Consider the following 17591-nt stretch of genomic DNA (forward strand, 5'->3'; position numbering starts at 1 on the left):
AACCCATGACTGCCATTGCCTACCGCCGCGCCGATGTCGACGGCTACGACGTGTTCTACCGGGAAGCCGGGCGCGTCGGCGCGCCGAAGCTCCTGCTGTTGCACGGCTTTCCGAGCGCCGGCCACATGTTCCGCGACCTCATTCCGAAGCTGGCCGACCGCTTTCATATCGTCGCGCCGGATCTGCCGGGCTTCGGTCAATCGGACTTGCCGGACCGAGAGGAATTCGCTTACACGTTCGAGAATATTGCGAAGGTGATGGCGCGCTTCACCGAGCGCATCGGCTTCGACCGGTTCGCGGTGTACGTGTTCGACTACGGCGCGCCCACGGGCTTTCGCCTCGCGCTTGCGCATCCCGAGCGCATCACGGCGATCATTTCGCAAAACGGCAACGCCTACGAGGAAGGCCTGAGCGACGGCTGGAATCCGATTCGCGCTTACTGGCAGAACGCGTCGCCGGCCAACCGGGAGGCACTGCGTGCGCTGCTCTCGCGCGAAGCGACGATCTGGCAATACACGCACGGCGTGCCCGATGCGTCGGCGGTGTCGCCGGACGGCTATTCGCTCGATGACTACTATATGAACCGCCCCGGCGCGCACGAGATCCAGCTCGACTTGTTCCGCGACTACCGGAACAACGTTGCGCTCTACCCCGAATTTCAGGCGTATTTCCGCACGCATCGGCCGCCGTTTCTCGCCGTGTGGGGCAAGAACGATCCGTTCTTCCTGCCGCCCGGCGCGCAGGCATACAAGCGCGACTTGCCGCTAGCCGTGGTGCGCTTTTTCGACACCGGCCACTTCGCGCTGGAAACGCACGCCGACGAGATTGCCACCGCGATCAGGGAATTTCTCGAATGATGGGGACTCCTGATTGTTTGTGCGAAACGAACATCGGCCCGATGAGCGAAGGGCTTCGCGGCATTTGCAAACATGGCGGTTTTAATGCTTAGTTAAGCTGCTGTTACACAGCGCTGGTCTTCATTCATGTTGCATTGGATGTCTTGTGCCGACAACGGCACCAATTTCACGCTGAGGTCGTTCCGGAGCAAGCGACTAATATAGGAATACCGATTACCCGGTGCGTGAAGGAGTTGCAAACATGAAAAAGCTTGCGCTTATGTTGCTTCCTGTTCCGCTCACCATGTTGGCGCCGGTCGCTCACGCGCAAAGCAGCGTTACCCTGTACGGCGTGATCGACGAAGCCTTTCAGTTCGTCCACAACGCCGACGCTCAGGGCAACAATCTGTATCGGATGCAAGGTGGCAATCTGCAAGGGTCCCGCTGGGGCTTGAAGGGAACGGAAGATCTGGGCGGCGGCCTGAAAGCGATCTTCCAGCTGGAAAGCGGATTCGACATCAATAGCGGCAAGATGGGCAACTACAACGGCAATACCTTGCTATTTGGCCGTCAAGCCTTCGTAGGATTGACGCACCAGCAGTATGGAACGCTGACACTGGGTCGCCAGTACGACCCGGTCGTCGACATGGTCCAGCCGCTTACCGCAGACAATTACTGGGGCAGCACCTTCACCACGCCGGGCGACGTGGACAACAACGACAACAGCTCTCGTACGAACAATGCGATCAAGTATCTCTCGCCGCAATTCGCGGGCTTCCAGATCGAAGGCATGTATGCGTTCGGCGGCGTCGCGGGCGCGACAGGTTCGCAGCAGACCTGGTCGGCCGCGGCAAGCTATGTGACTGGCTCATTCAGCATCGCGGCGGGCTACGTCCGCATGACTAACGCCAACTCCACGATTCCTCGCACCGGCTGGACCAGCACCTCGGACGGCACCTTCGACGGCGGTTTTCAGAACCTCGCCTATGAAACCGCCAAGTGGGTCGGCATTGGTTCCGTTGCCCTGCAATACGTGGCCGGACCGTTTACGTTCGGCGGCCGGTATAGCAACGCGCAGTACAAGGCGGACTCGCAATCGCTTTTCCCGTCCAACCAGCGCTACAACGTCGCTGCCGGTTTCGTGAACTACGCGGTTACGCCTGCGTCGCTCATCGGTGTTGGCTATACGTGGACGCACAGCGCGGGCGACACCTCGGCGACCTATAACCAGGTCTCGCTGGGCGGCGACTACAACCTCTCCAAGCGTACCGACGTATACCTCGTCGGCGCGTGGCAGCACGCCAACGGCACGCAGCGCGTACCGACCGCAACGGGTTCCATCCTGACCACCGCGGTCGCTTCCGTGGCGGACTATGGGCTGAACGGCAACTCGAGTTCGCAAATCATGGTGAGCCTCGGCATCCGCCACAAGTTCTGAGTCACTGCAGCCATTCTTCTACGCCCGCCGCACCGCATGGCCGTTCCGGCCGTGCGACGGCGGGCGCTTCATGGCGCCTGCCTGTCCCTATAGGGGACGGTAGGACCATGGTCTGATTGTCTTCGCCGTGCCGGTCCCACATCATTGAACAGACCACTGCGCCGGTTGCACGGCGCGGTGTTCGTCCCGCATTCGGGCGTCGTGCCGAAGGCACGACCGTCATTGTCCAATCTCCCGCCGATAGCAGCAGGCGTAATCGGCGCGATCTCGCACGCGCTCAAGGAGTTGATATGGATACCTATATAAATTGTCGGACCGGCGCCCTGTGCGCCGCCGTGCTGCTTTTGATGAGTGCCGCGCAGGCAACGCCTATTGCGTATCCCGCGAAGGGGCAGAGCGCGCAGCAACAGCACTCGGACGAATCGGCATGCTACTCGTGGGCCAGGAGCAACACGGGCATTGACCCGAAACAGGTCGCGTCGACGCCACCGCCGCCTTCGGGGCCGGCGGTGGGCGGCGGCCAGCGTGTCCAGGGCGCGGCGCGCGGCGCGGCGGGCGGCGCGGTGATCGGCGCGATCACCGGCGATGCGGGCAGGGGCGCGGCAGTGGGCGCGGCGGCCGGCACGATGGTGGGCGGCTCACGCGCGCGCCAGGAACGGCGTGCCCAGCAGGCCAACGCGCAGCAACAGCAGCAGGGCGCGATCGACACGTTCAACCGCGCGTTTGCCGCGTGCATGCAAGGGCGCGGCTACACGGTGCAGTAGTGCGCCGTGCATGAAGCGGCCTGAGGCGGCGTAAGACCAAGGTCCGATTTGTCCTGTGCGCCGCGTCTGCGACTATGTAACTGAACGATGAGCAACGATGTGCGAGCAACGTCTCATTCCCGCGTGACGTTCGATCCGCATGCGTGAGTGCCGTGTCCGGGCTGTCTAAACTCAATGGAGGACAACAATGAAGCGACGGATTTTTGTGCTTACGGCGGCGGCCGCGGCCGGGCTCGCTGCAGCGGGTTGCAGCACGACCACGAGCAGTGGGACGAGCGGCGCGACCGATGCGGCGAAACGCCAGGAGATCGATGCGGCCGTGGACGGCACGATGTCCCGGCTGTTCTCGACTGTCCCGGGCTCGCAGGAACTCGTTTCGAAGTCGCAAGGCGTGCTGGTCTTTCCATCGGTCGGCAAGGCAGCGTTCATCATTGGCGGGTCGTACGGCCAGGGTGCGTTGCGCGTGGGCGGATCGACGGTCGGGTACTACAGCACGGCGGCCGCTTCGTTCGGCTTGCAGGCAGGGGTGCAGTCCACTGCCGTGATCTTTCTCTTCATGACGCAGGACTCGCTCGACAAGTTCCGCAACTCGAAGGGCTGGTCGGTTGGCGGCGATGTTGCCGTTGCGCTCGTCAAGGTCGGTGCGAATGGGCAGATCGACACGCGAACCGCAACGGCGCCGGTCCAGGCGATCGTGATGACCAATACGGGCATCATGGCCGATGCGTCGGTCGCTGGCACGAAGGTGACGAAGCTCGATCTGTAACAGGAGGTCGCGATGTCGTACCTCAAATGGGTTGTTTCAGCCGTCATCGTTGCCGCGGCGCAGCTTGCCGCGGCTCAGGGCCAAACGACGGCCAACGTGACGCACGAGCCGGGCAAGGCAACCGTCACCGGCATGCACAAGGTGACGGCGACCATCACGAAGATCGACGCCGATACCCGCACCGTCACGCTCAAGCGTCACGACGGCAAGCTGGTCGAAGCCGAACTGGGACCGGAAGTCAGAAACTTCGATCAACTAAAGGTCGGCGATGTCGTGACGATGACCTATAAGGAATCACTCACGCTGAGCCTGAAGAAGGGAGGCGACGGCGAGACCTCGGTGCAGGAAACGCCGCAGGTCGAGCGTGCGGCTGCCGGCGAGAAGCCCGGCGGCATGGTGGGGCGTGAGGTGAAAGTCACGGCGAATGTCGTAGCGGTCGACACCAAGACGAAAACGGTCACGCTGATGGGCCCCGAAGGGGGAACGATGGATCTGCGGGTCGAGGATCCCCAGCAGCTTGCAAACGTGCAGGTCGGCGATCAGGTCGAGGCAGTGTATACGGAAGCGTTCGCCGTATCCGTCAAGCCTGCACCACACAAGTAGTCGCGCATGGAGAAGCCGCTTGCGCTCAGGATGCCGGTCGGCGCGCACGGCGGCGCCGCTCTGGCTGTCCTCACCGGTAACCGAACGCTAAGTCAAATGAACACCGTGACACGATCCGTGGCCGTCGTCGACGACGAGGAGTCGGTCGGGCGAGCGATCCAGCGCCTTTTGAAGTCGGTCGGCATCGACTCCGACGTGTACACGAGCGGCGAGGCATTTCTCGACGCCCTGGCGGCCGCGGCGCCTCACGCGCCCGTGTGCGTGGTCCTCGATATCCAGATGCCCGGCATCAACGGTATCGAGGTACAGCGTCGGCTGGGTGGCACCGGCATCCAGTGCATCGTGATTACGGCGCACGACGATGCGCGCGTGCGCGAGCAGGCACAGGCAGCCGGCGCGGTTGCGTACCTGCGCAAGCCGTTCGACGACTCCGCGCTCATCGGCGCGGTCCATGCGGTGCTAGGCGTGCCGCCGCCGGGCTGACGCCCCGCATGCCGAATCGGTACAGCGACGATGAATCGACCACGCCACGACCGGATTCAGGGAGGCCCCGCAATGAAGCGCGCTGAGCTTCTCGTTTGCCACGACTGCGATCTCATGCAGCGCGGCGCGCCTTGCCCGCCGGGGGGCACCCTGCGCTGCCTGCGCTGCAACGCCGAACTGGAAAGGAATCTGCCGGAAAGCCTCGGCCGTGCGCTCGCGTTCGCGTTGGGCGCACTCGTGCTGTTCGTCATTTCCAACCTGTATCCGATCGTCGGACTCTCGGTGAACGGCAATCTCGTACGCACGACGCTGTGGCATTCGGTCGAGATTCTCTATCTCGACGGCATGTGGCCCATCGCGGCGCTGGTGTTCGCCACGACGATCCTCATGCCTGGCCTGCAGGTCGTGTGTCTGCTCGCCCTCCTCGTGCCGCTCGCGATCGACCGCGCGCCGTGGCAGGCGCCGCTCCTGTTCCGCGCGATGTACATCGCACGGCCGTGGGGCATGACCGAGGTGCTGATACTCGGCCTGCTGGTCGCGCTCGTGAAGCTGTCCCATATCGCAACGGTCGTGACGGGTGTCGCGTTGTGGTCGTTCGGCGCGTTGATGCTGGTGCTCGCGGGCGCGAGCGCGGCGTTCGACGCGCGCCAGTTCTGGTCGCGCGTGGCGCGGGCAACGCAACCGGCCAACGCGGTCAGGGCGCTCGACACGCCCAGCGTGACGACGCGCTACGCGTCGGGCGAGGCGGCCAGAGCGCGAGGCGAGCGCGCCGCAGGCCCGCTCACGGGCGCCGCGTGCGGCATCGCGCGCTGCCATGCGTGCGGAATGCTCGCGCGCATGCCGGCGGTCGCGCATGCGGCGACGTGCCCGCGCTGCGGCAGCGCGCTGCACATGCGCAAGGTCGCGAGCCTGTCGCGCACGTGGGCGCTGCTGGTTGCGGCGATGGTGCTGTACGTACCGGCGAATGTGCTGCCCGTCATGGACACGAGTTCGCTGTTCGGCTCGCAGAAGGACACGATCATGAGCGGTGTGGTGTATCTGTGGGTGTCGGGTTCGTGGCCGCTCGCGCTGCTCGTGTTCATTGCCAGCATCGCCGTGCCCATGCTGAAGATCCTGGGGCTTTCGTATCTGACGTGGACCACGCAGCGCCGCTGGACATGGCTGCCCGAGCAACGCACGCGCATCTACCGGCTGATCGAGCTGGTCGGCCGCTGGTCGATGCTCGACATCTACGTGATCACGATGCTCGTCGCGCTGGTGCAGTTCAACGCGCTCGCCACGATCAAGGCGGGGCCCGCCGCAATCGCTTTCGGTGCCGTCGTGATCCTCACCATGTTCGCCGCGAACATGTTCGACCCGCGTCTCATCTGGGACGCGATGGAGCACGAAAATGGCAGCACCCGGTAACGACGATTCTTTGCCGGATCTGCCCGAGGCGAAGCCGGCGCGCGGCTCGCGCTGGCGCATGCAGATCGTCTGGCTCGTGCCGATCGTGGCGGTGCTCATTGGCGGCTGGCTCGCTGCCAAGGCGATCATCGAGGAAGGGCCGACGATCACGATCAGCTTCAAGACCGGCGACGGCCTCGAGGCCGGCAAGACGAAGATCAAGTACAAGGACGTCGATATCGGCGTGGTGAAGGCGGTCACGCTCTCGCCCGATCACAAGCGTGTGATCGCGACGGGCGAACTCGTGAAGGACGCGGCGAGCATGCTCGTCGACAACACGCGCTTCTGGGTCGTGCGCCCGCGCATTTCCGGCGGTACGGTTTCGGGCCTGAGCACGCTGCTCTCGGGCTCTTTTGTCGGCATGGACGAAGGCAACTCCAGCAAAGCGCGCCACGACTTCGTGGGACTCGAAGTCCCGCCTGCGATCCCGAGCGACATCCCGGGGCGCGAATTCGTGCTGCACAGCGTGAACATGGGCTCGCTCGATGTCGGCTCGCCGGTGTTCTTCCGCCGTCTTCAGGTCGGACAGATTGCTTCCTATGAAATGGACCCGAACGGCAAGGGCGTGACGCTGCGCGTGTTCGTGAACGCGCCCTACGACAGGTTCGTGCGCAGCGACACGCGCTTCTGGCATGCGAGCGGACTCGACGTCTCGCTCAGCCCGGACGGCGTGCAGATCAACACGCAGTCGGTGGTGTCGCTGCTCATCGGCGGCGTGGCGTTCGAAACGCCCGACGCCGACGCCGGCGGTGAACCGCCCGAGGCCGACGCAGACTCGAAGTTCGAGCTTTACGCCACGCACGCCGACTCGATGAAGGAGCATGACCGCATTGTCGACACCTACGTCGTGACCTTCTACGACTCCGTGCGCGGGCTCACAGTGGGCGCGCCGGTCGATTTCCGCGGCGTCGTGATTGGCGAGGTCACACGTATCTACACGCGCTTCGACCCGGTGAAGAAACAGTTCAGCATTCCTGTTGAAATCAATCTGTATCCGGAGCGCTTTACGTCGCGCTTCGAGAAAGGCCAGCCGGCCGGACGCCTCACTTCGCAACCGCGCCAGCTTGCCGAGTTCCTGGTTGCCAGCGGCTTCCGGTTCCAGCTGCGCTCGGGTAATCCTCTCACAGGACAGCTCTACGTCGCCTTCGACGTCTTCCCGGACGCTGCGAAGGCTAAGATCGACTGGTCGAGAACGCCGCCCGAGATGCCGACGGTGCCGCGCACGTTGCAGTCGCTGCAGGATTCGCTCACGCGACTGCTCGCGAAGCTCAACGGTATTCCGTTCGAGGCCATCGGCGCGAGTGCGCAGCGCACGCTGCAAAGTGCGAACGACGTGGTGGCGAAGCTCGGCACCGACGTGGTGCCGCAGGCGCACGATACGCTTTCGGCGGCAAGATCCACGCTCAACTCGGCCACCGATGCCTTGCAGCCCGACTCGCAGCTCCAGCAGAACACGAGCGACGCCATGCGCGAACTGGCCCGCACCGCCGCGTCCGTGCGCATGCTTACGGATTACCTCGAGCGCCATCCCGAGGCCGTAGTGCAGGGCAAACCTGGAGGCAAGCAGTGAACCGCCGCAACCTGACTCTGCCTGCCGTTCTCGCCGTTGCGATGGCGTGTCTCGCCGGGTGCTCCTCGCCGTCGCCGACCTTCTATGCGTTGCGCGCCGATGATGCGAGCGCCGCGACGGCCAGCGCATCGCCCGCCGTGCCGACGAGCGCCGCTGCACTCGATGTCGTCGTCGGTCCCGTGACTGTGCCCGACATGGTGGACCGGCCGCAAATCGTCACGCGCAATCCGGACAACACGATCCAGATGAACGAGTTCGCGCGCTGGGCCACGCCGCTCAAACTGGACGTTGGGCGCGTCGTTGCCGCGGACCTTGCACAGCGGCTCGGGACGGCGCACGTCTCGACGTTCGATGGCGCGGCCACCCCGCCGGTCTGGCGCGTTCGCGTCGATATCACGCGCATCGACAGCGTACTGGGAGACTCGGTGACGATCGACGCGCAATGGGTCGTGCGCCCGCCGGGTCACCAGGCGCTGACGCTCGGGCACACCGTAGCGCACGAGCAGGTGACGAGCCAGGACTACGGTGCGCTCGTCGACGCGCACGATCGCGCACTCGCCACCATCAGCGCCGACATTGCCGCCGCGATTCGCGCGGATCATCCAACAGTTGGCAGTGCGACGGAGTGAGCACGCCACGCGGGATCTCATGAAGACGTTGCATTGTGCGTGGCTCGCACTGAGCGCGGCGCTGGCGCTGGCGGGCCACGATGCGTCGGGCAGCGTGCCGCGCAGCGAGGACACGCCGGCGGGACTTTTCGCAGTGCTCGATTACGTTGTTGCGCCCGCCGAGCCGAGGTCCGCGCAGAGCGCGGTGGCATTGCGCGAGGCCGGCGTCGAGCAGGAGACGATCAAGGCGCGCATCGTCGAAGCATGGTTCTACCGGCTGCGTGCGGACCCGGCCGTGGCGGTCGCCGTGCCCGGCGGCATGGCGGGCCTCGAAGCCCGGCTGCGCGACGACGCGGCGCGCGAGCGCCTGATCCGCGGCGGCATCGCGCGCCTGACGCCACAAGACCGCCTGGCGTACCTCACGCTGCTCGCGAAATACATGGGACGCGCGGCGCGCGGCAATTGCCAGGGCATGGCGAGCGTGCAGGACCTTGCTCAGGGCATTTCGATCGGCAGCATGAGCGATGCCGACACGGCCGAATACTTCTCGTTGCTTTATCGCGTGGTGATCCGTTCCCTGCTCGCCGCGCCAGTCAGGCTGCCCACGCCCGTGGCATACGAGCGGGCGTTGCGGCATCTCGACGATGCGGTCAACGCGGCCCTCGCTGGCGATCCGCAGTCCGTGGCGCGGCTCGAGCGCGTCACGAATGGCGGCCCTGGCGCCACGATGGCCGACGTCTGCTGGGCGAGCGCGGTGCTCATGCGCTCGACGGCGGCGATGAGCGCACCCGATCGCGACGCGCTGCTGCTCTACATGCTCGGTGAAGACGCGCCGGCGCGAGCGTCGGCCCCCGAGCCCGCGCGCGCACCGTGAAACGCAGTGGCGCAGCGCCAGTGCCGAGTGTCACGGCGCAGCCTTCGACCAGCCCGGGCCCGGATCGAAGGATGTCATCGCTTCGGCTCTTGCCGCGCCATCCGGGCCGAGATCGCGCTCGTAGACCTGGCCGTCGTGGCTGACCATGAAGGTCTTGATACCCGTGTCGCCGTACCGCACCGGCCACGCAACGACGCCAAAGCCGCCGAACAGCTTGCTGCCAACCATGTAGTTATATGCGCCGCCGGGCGCGTGCGGACCCTGCGAGGTCAGCAGCTTGTAGTGGTAGCCGTAGTAACCGGCGTTTTCGGCGTTGCGCGCGCCGGCCTTGAGGAATGCGACGCCTAGCGGGCTCGGCGCGGCGTCGGGATCGGTCGGCCAGTACAGGCCGTCATGCTTGCCCGGCGAACTCGCGAGCTTGCTGGCGTAGACCAGCATGTCGCTGCCGTCGTGATAGGTCTGCGCATATTCGCGTTGCGCGTCGTAGACCGCGAGCATCGTCTGCATCACGGCAAGCTCGTTGCGGCCAATGCGGCGCACGCGCATTTCCTCGACACCGGCGTGCGTGTCGAAGTGCCAGCCCTGGGCGGTCTTGACGAGCGGGACCGGAAAGGTCCAGCCGTCGTCGCCAACGGCGATCATCGCGTGATTTGCATCGGTATCCTGAATGGTGTGCGAAGTCTGCCATTCACTCAGGAACTTGTCGCGGATCTGAGCGCCGACCGGCGGGATGAGCTGGCGGAAATCTGCGCCGAAGAGCGTGCGCAGTTCCGCCTCGTCGTTGCCGGCCACGGCGTCGCCGAACGCGGCCATCGCCGCGTCGGGCGTAGCGAAGGTGTTTTGCCCGGCGGCCGCGCAAGGCCGCGGCGCGAATACCAGCAGTGCGATGGCGATCGCCGCCGCGAGTACTGCCGATGCAGCCGGACGGAGAAACTCATGTCTGTTCATGGCCGTTCTCCCTAGCGTCTGCCGCCGCCACGACCGCCGCCACCGCCGCGCATACCGCCGCCGCCGCTCGGACGATTGAACCCTGAAGACTGCATGCTGGAGCGGCCGCGACTCGCGTCGCGCTGGGTGGCGCCGCCGCCGCCCACACCCTGGAAGGCGCCATCGCGGCCGCCGCCGCCGTAGCTCCCTCCACCGCCGCCGCCAAACCCGCCGCCTGCCCCGGTGCTCACGCGATTGCTCCCGCCGGCATTGTTAGCCATGCCGCCGCGATTGCCGCCGGCACCGTTATTGCCAAGGTCTCCGCGATTGCCACCCGCTCCGTTGTCGGCGAGGTTCGCGCGATTGCCGACGCTCGCGTTGTTGCCCGCGCCGCCGCGATTGCCGGGATTGCCCTGATTCCCGCGGTTGCCATTGCCCAGGCCCTGGCCGCCTGCACCGCCGCCCGTGCGGTTGCCGGCGCGGTCCGCCACGCTGGCGCCGTTCTGGCCATTCTGGCCATTGCGGCCGCGATAGTCGCGGCGGCCGTCGGCGCCTGCCACGTTGTTGCCGAATTTCTCGCGCGTGGCGTTGTCACGGTATGCGACGCCCTGGCGGTGGCTGGCATCGTGCTGCCACTTGCCTCCCTGGACCTTGGTGCTGTCGAAGTTGCGATTGACGTTGCGCGCCTTGTCCACGTTGATGTTGACGTCGCCGCCGCCCCAATTGCAGTTGCCGAAGATCGCGCCCGCGGCGGCGAGCCCGACGCCCCACGCGAAGCCGGTCATCAGTGCGCCGCCGGGATAGTAAGCGGGATAGGGTGGCCAGGCGTACGGCGGGTAAGCCGGGTAGCTCCACACGCCGTACACGACCGTGGCGTTGTACGCGGGTACATAGATCACCTCGGGCTTGGCAGGCTCGATCTTCACGATGGTCTGGCCGCCTTGCGCGGGCGGCTGCTCGACCACGACTTTTTGCTGCTCGTTGCTCTTGAGGTTGCCCGAGTCCTGTGCGCGCGCACGCAGGCGCTGCACGGCGGCGAGCACATCCTTTTCCTGGGCGAGGAACGCGTCACCGAGTTTCTGGGTCCAGTCGAGCTTGTCGTTCATCGGCTCGAGCGCCTGCGGGAACGCGACGAGCGACTTCACGCTCGTGTCCCATGGCTGGTCCTGCACGGCCTTCACGGCTTCGTCGCCCTTCAGCTTCGGGTGCTCCTTGACCCAGCGGGCCGCATGCACGATTTCGAGCGGGTAAGTCGATGCCATCAGGACTTGCGCCAGCACCGAATCGGGATAGAGCGCAATGGGCGCGACCAGCGCCTCCAGCTCCTCGGGCTTGTAGGGGGCGGGCTGCGGCGCGTCTTGCGCGCGCACCGCCTGAGCGCCTGCCAGGAGCAACGCGAGCACGAGCAGGCAGAGGGTGTACGTGCGTTGTTTGATCCATGAGGTCATGGCCGATCCTTCCAATTGTTTGCTCAACCGGAGTGCGGGACGGATAGCGACAACGTGAAGGGGCGAGCGCGTGCGCGCATTCTTGTTCGAGTGTGGCGAGGCGGAGAGCCCCACGGGTATAGTCCGGCAAGCCACGCTGTGCTGGCAATCGGACCAGAGTCCTATTGACACCGCAATGGCGGCGCAATGATGCTATTCACTCGTCGAGGCTGGCAGCGCCGACACCTGGAGATCCCAAATGAAAATGCGTCTTGCTGTGCCGTGTGCGACGGTGCTCCTGCTTTGTGCGCCCGCCTTCATGTCTGAAGTATTTGCGCAAGCGGGAACGATGGGTACCAGGCAGATGCGGGACGTGCAGCGCAAAGCGGAGCACAAGGCCCGCTCGAACCAGTCCCGGCAACATGGTCAGCAAAATACGACGCAACATCATGCGGCGAGTGCAGCCGCGCCAGCTTCGGCGCCTTGATCGACAACGGCGTCTACCGAGCTGTCACGCGCCGGACGTGTGAGGGATTCTGCAGGCCATTTTCGCGCGTTTCCAGATCGAAATAATGGTGGCGACTATTTCATAAAAAACAGAATAGATAATGCCACGCGACAAACTGCACGATCGCCATTCGTATTGAATAGAGATGATTTCGCGAGCCAATTACCAAATCAAAGAAAACGTTCGCAAATATTCCCGGTAAATAGTCAGTGTATATAGTCCGGTGCAAGCGCATTCAAGGCCTTAGCGCCTGATTAGCGTTATATGCGGAAAAAGTTATCGAAAACAATTGCGCGCGGAACGAATCATCGGCAATTTCTTTCATATAATTAACGCGCGGTGAAAGCGTACAGCGAAGCGGTTCCGCAATCATGATCCCATCCGTTCTTTTCTTCAATGACTGACTCATTCTCCGCCCATGCCGGAGCGTTCTTCGATAATCAAAAGTAAGCTGCAGTCATCATTGGGGCGCAGTTTGCACCGCAAAACGGCCGGAATGCCGGTGCTCGTCAAATCCGCCCCGCCTGGGCGCTGAAGCGTTTGAAACGATTCGCAGGCTGCCGGAGCAGGGCAGCGTAGCCGGAGGACACCGTGATCAGGGCAGACATGGGGAACGAAAAACTAAAACTGAACAGACCGAGAGCCGAACACGCAGCGGCCGGCCTGCTGGCGTGGCTCGACAGAATCAAGCCGCGCACTCTGCCGAACGGCAATGCACTGGCCGCGCGCAACACCGGCCACGCGTCGGCGCAGGCCACACAGGCCATTGCGCAAAGTCTGCACAGCGTTCTCGAAGTCGTGCCCGCGGCGGCGCTCTTGATCGACGAAGCGGGCAGCGTCGCATGGGCCAATGGCATGGCCACCCACGTGCTCGGCTATGCCCTGGGCGAATTGATCGGCATGCGCATCGAAAACGTGCTCGTCGCCTGGCGAAGAGACGCACGCCCCGTATCGTTCGGCGCACTGAAGTCCGCGCAAGGGTTGCCGCATAGCGTGACGCGCGTGGCCATCGCGCGCGCGAAGAACGGCGCCGATATCGACGTGCATGTGAGCGCTTCGGCATCGCTCGCCGCCGGACCCGCGGCGCGCATGGTGGTCGTCATCGAACCGGAAAGGCGCGACACGACGCTCGCGGAGTCCGGCAGCGAACCGCGCCGGTTGCGTCGGGAACGGGCGTCCGAAGTGGGCGACATGGCCGCCGCGCTCGCGCACGAAGTCGATCAGCCGCTCACGGCCATTCTCAGCAACGCACAGGCCGCGCAACGGTTTCTCGCCCAGAGCCCGCCGGCCATGAGCGACTTGCGGGAACTGCTTGGCGAGGTCGTATCCGACAGCACGCGTGCGCACGCGATCATCCGCAAGATGCGCCAGTCCGCGCGCTGCGAGCCGCCCGAGCTGTGCCCCGTCGATGTCGGCAGCCTCGTGCGCGACGTGGTGCGCCTGCTGCGCCGCGAGACGGAGACCTGTGGCGCGGCAGTGGGCGCGCGCATCGAAGACGGGCTGCCGCAAGTGCACGGCGATGCGGTTCAACTGCAGCAGGTGCTCGTCAATTTGCTCCTGAATGCGCTCGATGCGGTGCACGACTGCCACGCGGAAGATCGCAGGGTGTGCATCTTCGTGACGGCAAGCGAGGATCGCGGCAAGGTGCGCCTCGCGATCCGCGATCATGGGCCGGGTGTCGATGCCGATCGGCTCGTCACGCTGTTCAAGCCGTTCATGACGTCCAAGCCCCACGGGCTGGGCCTTGGCCTCTCCATCAGCCGCACCATCGTCATGGCGCACGGCGGCCAGCTATGGGCCGAGCGCAACGCCGATCGCGGCCTGACGTTCCATATCGAACTTCCCGCGGAGGGCGCGTGCGTGCAGACGACCACGCGTTTTTCACCATGAACTCGCCAGTTTCCATCGTGTTCGTTGTGGACGACGACGAGCACGTTCGCAACGCACTATGCCGCTTGTTGCGATCCGGCGGCTACACGGCACAGGCGTACGGCAGCGCCAGCGCCTTCCTCAACGGCGCGGACCTGACGAGCGCGCCTGCCTGCCTGCTGCTCGATCTCCAGTTGCCCGACCTGAGCGGCATTGAATTGCAGCAGCGGCTCGAGGGCAGGGTGCCGATCGTCTTCGTATCGGGCCATGGCGACATGGATACGGCGGTGCGCGCGATGAAGGCGGGCGCATCGGATTTCCTGACGAAGCCGATCGACGCGCAGGTGCTATTCGAAGCCACGTCGCGCGCGCTCGAACGCGCAGGCCATCTATACGAACAACGCGAGCAGCGCGCGGAGATCCAGCGCCGGGTGGAAAAACTCACGCCGCGCGAGCGCGAGGTCATGGCGCTCGTGGTGACGGGCCGGCCGAACAAGCTCGTGGCCGACGAACTGGGCGCGGCGGAGAAAACGATCAAGATTCACCGGGCGCGCGTCATGGAGAAGATGAAGGCGAACTCGCTTGCCGATCTGGTGCGCCTCATGACCACGTTCGATGCCGACGCGCCTGACTTGCACCCGCTTCCGCATACGGGCTGAGGGACCAGGGGATTAAGGGACTAAAGGACTAAAGGACCACACGGCAGGGCACGCGCGCCGTCGTCCCGTCACTTCAGATCAAATGGCTATTGCGCCAGTCGCGCGGCGTCATGCCGAAGCGCGCGCTGAACCAGTTCGTGAACGAGCCCTGCTGGGCGTAGCCGAGCAGGGCGGACACACGTCCGATGGGATAGCGCGGGTTGCTCATGTAGCGCACGGCAAGTTCGCCCCGCACTTCCTCCACGAGCCGCGTGAAGCTCGTATTGGCGACGCCGAGCTGACGTTGCATCGTGCGCACGCTCAGCCGCAGATGCGCGGCCACCCCTTCGACGCTGGCCTGCTCGAGCGGCAGCAGCAGGTAGATCGCCTTGCGCACCTCGAGTGCCGTGGAATCGACGCCCGTTGCGTTGAGCGATTCGGCGAGGCTTTCCGCGTAGCGCACCAGTTCCGGGTCGGCGGCGGGGTTCGGGTAGTCGAGGTCGGCGGCCGCGCATACGATGCCGTTGAAGTCGCTGCCGAATTCCAGCGGGCAGCCGAAAAAACGCCGATGAAACGTGAGGCTGGGCGGCGCCTGGTGAACGAAGTGCACCGCGCGCGGTTTCCAGTGCTCGCCCAGCAGCGCGCTGGAGTGACGCGCGAGCACGCCCACTGCGAGTTCGATGGCCTGGTATGTGGGGGTGCCCGGATCGACGACCAGTTCCTCGCGGATCGTGACGGTTGCGCCCGTGTCTTCGACAAAGATCGCGAGCGCTTCGTTGAGCAGATGCCGGTATTCGGCGGTGGCGAGCAGCACCTCGCGCAGCGTGCGCTTGTGCGCGAGCAGAATGTTGACCACGCCAGTGCCGAACTTGTGGCGCGTCTCGGCCATTTGCAGCGCGAACGTCGGGCACGCGGCCTTTTCCGCCGAACGCTCCAGCAACCGGCACGCAGCGGCTGCGGGGACGCGTTGGTCGGGAGTTGCGAGCGCCGCGGCGTCCACGCCCGCCTCGTGGGCAAGCTCGACCGGGTTCAATCCCACGCGCTTTGCCACGTCGAAATAACCGCTCAGCGAGACCGAGCTCAGCGTGGTTTCCATTGTCGTGTCTCCTCTATGCTGCGGCCTCGCTGCGCCTTTTCAGCCCGTCAAACATGGGCTTGCGCTTGTCTCGGTGTTAACGCCTGGTGGCGCGAAAAGCTAAAACGATGGCGCGCAATCAGAAAAGTGTAGCGCAGGATTGCCGTATCGTGCATCTCAACGGATCAGCCAGGTTCCGAGCGTTATTTCAGGCTTCTGGCCACGTTGCCAAACGTTGAAATACCGTCCCCATATTGGAGAACACGATGCAATTCCTCGACGATTCGCTGCACCCCGAGAACCAGGACAAGGTTGTCATCACCACCGCGCCGTATGGTCCGGAATGGATGCCCGAAGACTTCCCGGAAGACATTCCGGTGACGATGGAAGAACAGATCCAGAAGGCCGTGGACTGCTACAACGCGGGCGCAACGGTGCTGCACCTGCATGTGCGCGAACTCGACGGCAAGGGATCAAAACGCCTCTCGAAGTTCAACGAGCTGATCGCAGGCGTGCGCGCCGCGGTGCCGGACATGATCATCCAGGTGGGCGGCTCGATCTCGTTCGCGCCGGAAGACGAGGGCGAAGCGGCGAAGTGGCTTTCGGACGACACGCGTCACATGCTGGCCGACCTCGAGCCGAAGCCGGACCAGGTGACCGTGGCGATCAACACCACGCAGATGAACATCATGGAGCTGCTCTACCCGGAATACCTGGCGGGCACCTCGCTCTCCAACCCGGCGTTCATGGCCGCGTATAGCGAAATGACGGTGCCGGCCGGCCCGGCATGGGTGGAGGAGCATCTGCGCCGTCTGCAGGCTTCGGGCATTCAGCCGCACTTCCAGCTCACGGGCATCCACGCGCTCGAAACGCTCGATCGCCTCGTGCGCAAGGGCGCGTACAAGGGGCCGCTGAATCTCACGTGGATCGGCATCGGCGGCGGCTTCGACGGCCCGAACCCGTTCAACTTCTTCAACTTCGTGCACCGTGCGCCCGATGGCTGCACCGTCACCGCCGAGTCGCTGCTCAAGAACGTGCTGCCGTTCAACATGATGGCGATGTCCATGGGCCTGCACCCGCGTTGCGGCATTGAAGATACGATCATCGACCAGCACGGCAAGCGCTTCACGTCCGTGCAGCAGATCGATCAATGCGTGCGCGTGGCGCGCGAACTGGGCCGTGAGATTGCCACGGGCAAGGAAGCGCGTGATATCTATCGCATCGGCGTGCAGTACGAGACGGTCGACGAAACGCTCGCGGCCAACGGCATGGCGCCGAACCGCGTGGCCGGCGTGAAGAACCTGCCGCTGCGCGCGGCGTAATGGCAGTGGGGCCCGGCGCGGGCATAGGCTTGTGCCGGGCCTCGAAGCGGGGGTTTGGCGCTTGCGTCGTACCTGCTGAAACTGAGAGAACAACGGAACCCGACGAAGAGCGGGCTACCACGGAGACAACCCATGCTCACGCATGCCGAGCCCACCGCGGGCGAATTGACGAAGACCGGGGCGAACGTACGCGCATATGCGTGGGTCGTGTTCGCCTTGACGGTCGGGCTGCTGCTTTCCGACTACATGTCGCGGCAGGTCCTGAATGCGGTTTTTCCGCTGCTCAAGACCGCATGGAGTCTTTCGGACACGCAGCTCGGCTCGCTGAGCAGCGTGGTCGCACTGATGGTGGGCGTGCTCACGTTTCCGCTGTCGGTGCTCGCCGACCGCTGGGGCCGCGTGAAGAGCATCGTCCTGATGGCGGCGTTGTGGAGTCT

17 protein-coding genes are annotated in these 17591 nt (G+C 64.8%); 14 read left to right on the top strand and 3 right to left on the bottom strand.

The genetic code is table 11. The features are described from left to right. Positions 1-5: 5 nt before the first annotated feature. The 10 genes from AB4Y43_RS35005 (at position 6) to AB4Y43_RS35050 (ending at position 9388) form a co-directional block, all read left to right on the top strand. Positions 6-857, top strand: coding sequence for an alpha/beta fold hydrolase (locus tag AB4Y43_RS35005; RefSeq protein ID WP_368729869.1), 852 nt, complete (start codon positions 6-8; stop codon positions 855-857). A gap of 241 nt (positions 858-1098) precedes the next feature. Then, positions 1099-2274, top strand: a complete 1176-nt coding sequence (locus AB4Y43_RS35010; protein ID WP_069263120.1) for a porin — start codon at positions 1099-1101, stop codon at positions 2272-2274. A gap of 290 nt (positions 2275-2564) precedes the next feature. Beyond that, complete coding sequence (locus tag AB4Y43_RS35015) at positions 2565-3038, top strand: glycine zipper family protein (RefSeq protein WP_342948603.1); 474 nt, start codon at positions 2565-2567, stop codon at positions 3036-3038. A gap of 187 nt (positions 3039-3225) precedes the next feature. Further along, a complete protein-coding gene (locus tag AB4Y43_RS35020) occupies positions 3226-3804 on the top strand; it encodes a YSC84-related protein (protein WP_069263122.1) in 579 nt (192 codons plus the stop codon). A 12-nt stretch (positions 3805-3816) separates the two neighbouring features. Further along, positions 3817-4407: a hypothetical protein gene (locus tag AB4Y43_RS35025; RefSeq protein WP_342948604.1), complete on the top strand. Its 591-nt coding sequence runs from the start codon at positions 3817-3819 to the stop codon at positions 4405-4407. Between the two features lie 96 nt (positions 4408-4503). After that, positions 4504-4890, top strand: coding sequence for a response regulator (locus AB4Y43_RS35030; RefSeq protein ID WP_342948605.1), 387 nt, complete (start codon positions 4504-4506; stop codon positions 4888-4890). A gap of 72 nt (positions 4891-4962) precedes the next feature. Continuing rightward, positions 4963-6297 carry a paraquat-inducible protein A gene (locus AB4Y43_RS35035; RefSeq protein ID WP_368729870.1) on the top strand — a complete coding sequence of 445 codons (1335 nt, stop codon included), beginning with the start codon at positions 4963-4965 and terminating at the stop codon, positions 6295-6297. Continuing rightward, positions 6281-7906: an intermembrane transport protein PqiB gene (locus AB4Y43_RS35040; RefSeq protein WP_368729871.1), complete on the top strand. Its 1626-nt coding sequence runs from the start codon at positions 6281-6283 to the stop codon at positions 7904-7906. The genes AB4Y43_RS35035 and AB4Y43_RS35040 overlap by 17 nt, the downstream gene beginning before the upstream one ends. Continuing rightward, positions 7903-8535 (top strand): membrane integrity-associated transporter subunit PqiC, encoded by a 633-nt coding sequence (locus tag AB4Y43_RS35045; RefSeq protein ID WP_368618297.1) that lies wholly within the window; start codon positions 7903-7905, stop codon positions 8533-8535. The genes AB4Y43_RS35040 and AB4Y43_RS35045 overlap by 4 nt, the downstream gene beginning before the upstream one ends. Positions 8536-8554: 19 nt before the next feature. Further along, positions 8555-9388 carry a hypothetical protein gene (locus AB4Y43_RS35050; RefSeq protein WP_342948609.1) on the top strand — a complete coding sequence of 278 codons (834 nt, stop codon included), beginning with the start codon at positions 8555-8557 and terminating at the stop codon, positions 9386-9388. 30 nt (positions 9389-9418) lie between these two features. Here AB4Y43_RS35050 and AB4Y43_RS35055 read toward each other — a convergent pair whose 3' ends face one another. Further along, complete coding sequence (locus AB4Y43_RS35055; protein ID WP_368729872.1) at positions 9419-10336, bottom strand: DUF2950 domain-containing protein; 918 nt, start codon at positions 10334-10336, stop codon at positions 9419-9421. 11 nt (positions 10337-10347) lie between these two features. Next, positions 10348-11763 (bottom strand): DUF3300 domain-containing protein, encoded by a 1416-nt coding sequence (locus AB4Y43_RS35060; RefSeq protein ID WP_368729873.1) that lies wholly within the window; start codon positions 11761-11763, stop codon positions 10348-10350. A 1093-nt stretch (positions 11764-12856) separates the two neighbouring features. On the opposite strand from AB4Y43_RS35060, the gene AB4Y43_RS35065 reads away from it, so the two are divergent. Both AB4Y43_RS35065 and AB4Y43_RS35070 read left to right on the top strand, forming a co-directional pair. After that, positions 12857-14140, top strand: a complete 1284-nt coding sequence (locus tag AB4Y43_RS35065) for a PAS domain-containing sensor histidine kinase (RefSeq protein WP_368602720.1) — start codon at positions 12857-12859, stop codon at positions 14138-14140. Further along, positions 14137-14778 (top strand): response regulator transcription factor, encoded by a 642-nt coding sequence (locus tag AB4Y43_RS35070; RefSeq protein WP_368729874.1) that lies wholly within the window; start codon positions 14137-14139, stop codon positions 14776-14778. Before AB4Y43_RS35065 ends, AB4Y43_RS35070 begins: the two co-directional genes overlap by 4 nt. Before the next feature lie 73 nt (positions 14779-14851). On the opposite strand, the gene AB4Y43_RS35075 is transcribed toward AB4Y43_RS35070, so the two are convergent. After that, positions 14852-15853, bottom strand: coding sequence for an AraC family transcriptional regulator (locus AB4Y43_RS35075; RefSeq protein ID WP_069263131.1), 1002 nt, complete (start codon positions 15851-15853; stop codon positions 14852-14854). Positions 15854-16098: 245 nt separating this feature from the next. On the opposite strand from AB4Y43_RS35075, the gene AB4Y43_RS35080 reads away from it, so the two are divergent. Beyond that, a complete protein-coding gene (locus tag AB4Y43_RS35080) occupies positions 16099-17154 on the top strand; it encodes a 3-keto-5-aminohexanoate cleavage protein (protein WP_368729875.1) in 1056 nt (351 codons plus the stop codon). A gap of 132 nt (positions 17155-17286) precedes the next feature. Next, positions 17287-17591: MFS transporter (locus AB4Y43_RS35085; RefSeq protein WP_368729876.1), on the top strand; the 305-nt coding region annotated here is incomplete at its 3' end.

Source organism: Paraburkholderia sp. BR10872 (assembly GCF_040965835.1).
In the GTDB taxonomy this organism is placed as follows: Bacteria; Pseudomonadota; Gammaproteobacteria; order Burkholderiales; family Burkholderiaceae; genus Paraburkholderia; species Paraburkholderia nodosa_A.